The organism is Adlercreutzia sp. CNCM I-6207 (assembly GCF_977072305.1).
In genome coordinates this window covers 1-2500 of the sequence record NZ_CDRVLZ010000039.1, presented here as the reverse complement: position 1 = coordinate 2500, position 2500 = coordinate 1, and the positions used below count along the sequence as shown (strand labels likewise).

Below are 2500 nucleotides of genomic sequence, written 5' to 3'. Positions count from 1 at the left end.
CTTCTCCGTCGCCCCATCGGTAATGCCGCGCCGTCGGCGGTGCGGGAATGTCTGCCCGCTGCGCATCGGCTACGCCTCTCGGCCTCGCCTTAGCTCCCGACTGACCCTGGGGGGATTAGCCTCGCCCAGGAACCCTTAGGCTCACGGCGCCAGGGTTTCTCGCCCTGGTCTCGTTACTCATGCCAGCATTCTCACCTCCGCGCGGTCCACAGCAGGTCGCCCTGCTGCTTCGCCCCCCGCGGAGAGCTCCCCTACCACTGAATTCTCAGTCCGCCGCTTCGGTGCATCGCTTAGCCCCGTGAATTGTCGGCGCATGTCCACTCGACCAGTGAGCTGTTACGCACTCTTTAAATGCATGGCTGCTTCTAAGCCAACATCCTGGTTGTCTGGGCAGACGCACATCCTTTGCCACTCAGCGATGACTTGGGGACCTTAGCGGGCGGTCTGGGCTGTTTCCCTCTCGAGCGCGCAGCTTAGCCCACGCCCTCTGACTCCCGGCCTCTCGACCCGCGGCATTCGGAGTTCGGTTCGAGTCGGTAGGCGGTGAAGCCCCCTCGTCGATCCGGTGGCTCTACCACCGCGGGTTAACGGCCGAGGCTAGCCCTAAAGCTATTTCGGGGAGAACGAGATATCTCCGGGTTTGATTGGCCTTTCACCCCTATCCTGGGGTCATCCCCTCCGTTTTCAACCGAAGTGGGTTCGGCCCTCCACGGGGTCTTACCCCCGCTTCAGCCTGCCCCAGGATAGCTCACCCGGCTTCGCGTCTGCAGCGTGCGACTCACTCGCCATCTTAAAGGCTCGCTTTCGCTGCGGCTCGTTTCCAAACTTAACCTCGCCGCACACCGCAACTCGCTGGCTCATTCTACAAAAGGCACGCCGTCACAGCGCAAAGGCTGCTCCGACTGCTTGTGGGCGCACGGTTTCAGGTACTGTTTCACTCCCCTCTCGGGGTGCTTTTCACCTTTCCCTCACGGTACTGGTTCGCTATCGGTCACAGGAGAGTGTTCAGCCTTGGAGGGTGGTCCCCCCGGCTTCGGACCGGGTTTCACGTGCCCGGCCCTACTCGGGATGCGCAACAGTGGGGAGACGGGTTTCGCGTACGGGGCTCTCACCCGCTGCGGCCGGCCCTTCCATGCCGTTCCGCTACCCGACTCCTTTGTAACCACTCCACGGAGGGCAGCTCCGTGACGTGCGTCCCGCAACCCCCGGGCGGCAACGCCTGCCGCTTACACGCGCCCGGGTTTGGGCTGGTGCGCTTTCGCTCGCCGCTACTCGCGCAATCTCGGTTGATTTCTCTTCCTCGGGGTACTTAGATGTTTCAGTTCCCCCGGTTGCCTCCCTGCGCCCTATTTGATTCAGGCGTGGGTAGCAGGGCATGACCCCTGCTGGGTTCCCCCATTCGGAGATCCCCGGATCAAGGTGTGTTTGCCACTCCCCGGGGCTTATCGCAGCTTGCCGCGTCCTTCGTCGACTTCCTGTGCCAAGGCATCCGCCGTGCGCCCTAGATATCTTGTCCATTACCTAGGTCGCCAAAGAAGTAATTACTTCTAATGGTTTCGTCCGTTGGATATAAATGAGAATTTATTCCGTCGTATAACATACGTTCGCGATCGTGATGAATCGTCTATTCCATGATGCGAGCACCCTCAAGAACCTAATCAGCTTAGGAAATTGATGTTGGTGTTGATCATGTTGACATTTTCATGTCACGCGCTATGCAACTGTCAAGGTGCGCGGGGCTCTCGCTCGGAGCCCTCGCAGCCGGATGCTGGGGAGGATGAGAACGGCTCTAGGTTATCTCCCTAGAAAGGAGGTGATCCAGCCGCACCTTCCGGTACGGCTACCTTGTTACGACTTCACCCCCCTTACCCTCCACACCTTCGACGCCTCCGCCCCAGAAGGGTTCGGCCGGCGGCTTCGGGTGCAGACGACTCGGGTGGTGTGACGGGCGGTGTGTACAAGGCCCGGGAACGTATTCACCGCGGCATGCTGATCCGCGATTACTAGCAACTCCGACTTCACGCAGGCGGGTTGCAGCCTGCGATCCGAACTGGGACCGGCTTTCCGGGATCCGCTCCCCCTCGCGGGGTGGCAACCCTCTGTACCGGCCATTGTAGCACGTGTGCAGCCCAGGGCATAAGGGGCATGATGACTTGACGTCGTCCCCACCTTCCTCCGGCTTGACGCCGGCAGTCTCCCGCGAGTCCCCAACTCAATGCTGGCAACACGGGACGGGGGTTGCGCTCGTTGCGGGACTTAACCCAACATCTCACGACACGAGCTGACGACAGCCATGCACCACCTGCGCGAGCTCCTCTCGGCCACCGCGTCTCCGCGGCTTCACTCGCATGTCAAGCCCTGGTAAGGTTCTTCGCGTTGCTTCGAATTAAGCCACATGCTCCGCTGCTTGTGCGGGCCCCCGTCAATTCCTTTGAGTTTTAGCCTTGCGGCCGTACTCCCCAGGCGGGGCGCTTAATGCGTTGGCTGCGGCACGGGGGGA

General features: G+C 61.2%; 2 rRNA genes (1 of these 2 cut by a window edge). Both read right to left on the bottom strand.

Annotated features, from left to right (window positions below):
• Nucleotides 1–1516, bottom strand: a 23S ribosomal RNA gene (locus ACW4QM_RS11380) (it extends 1449 nt beyond the left edge of the window).
• 290 nt (nucleotides 1517–1806) lie between these two features.
• A 16S ribosomal RNA gene (locus tag ACW4QM_RS11375) occupies nucleotides 1807–2500 on the bottom strand; the annotation flags it as partial.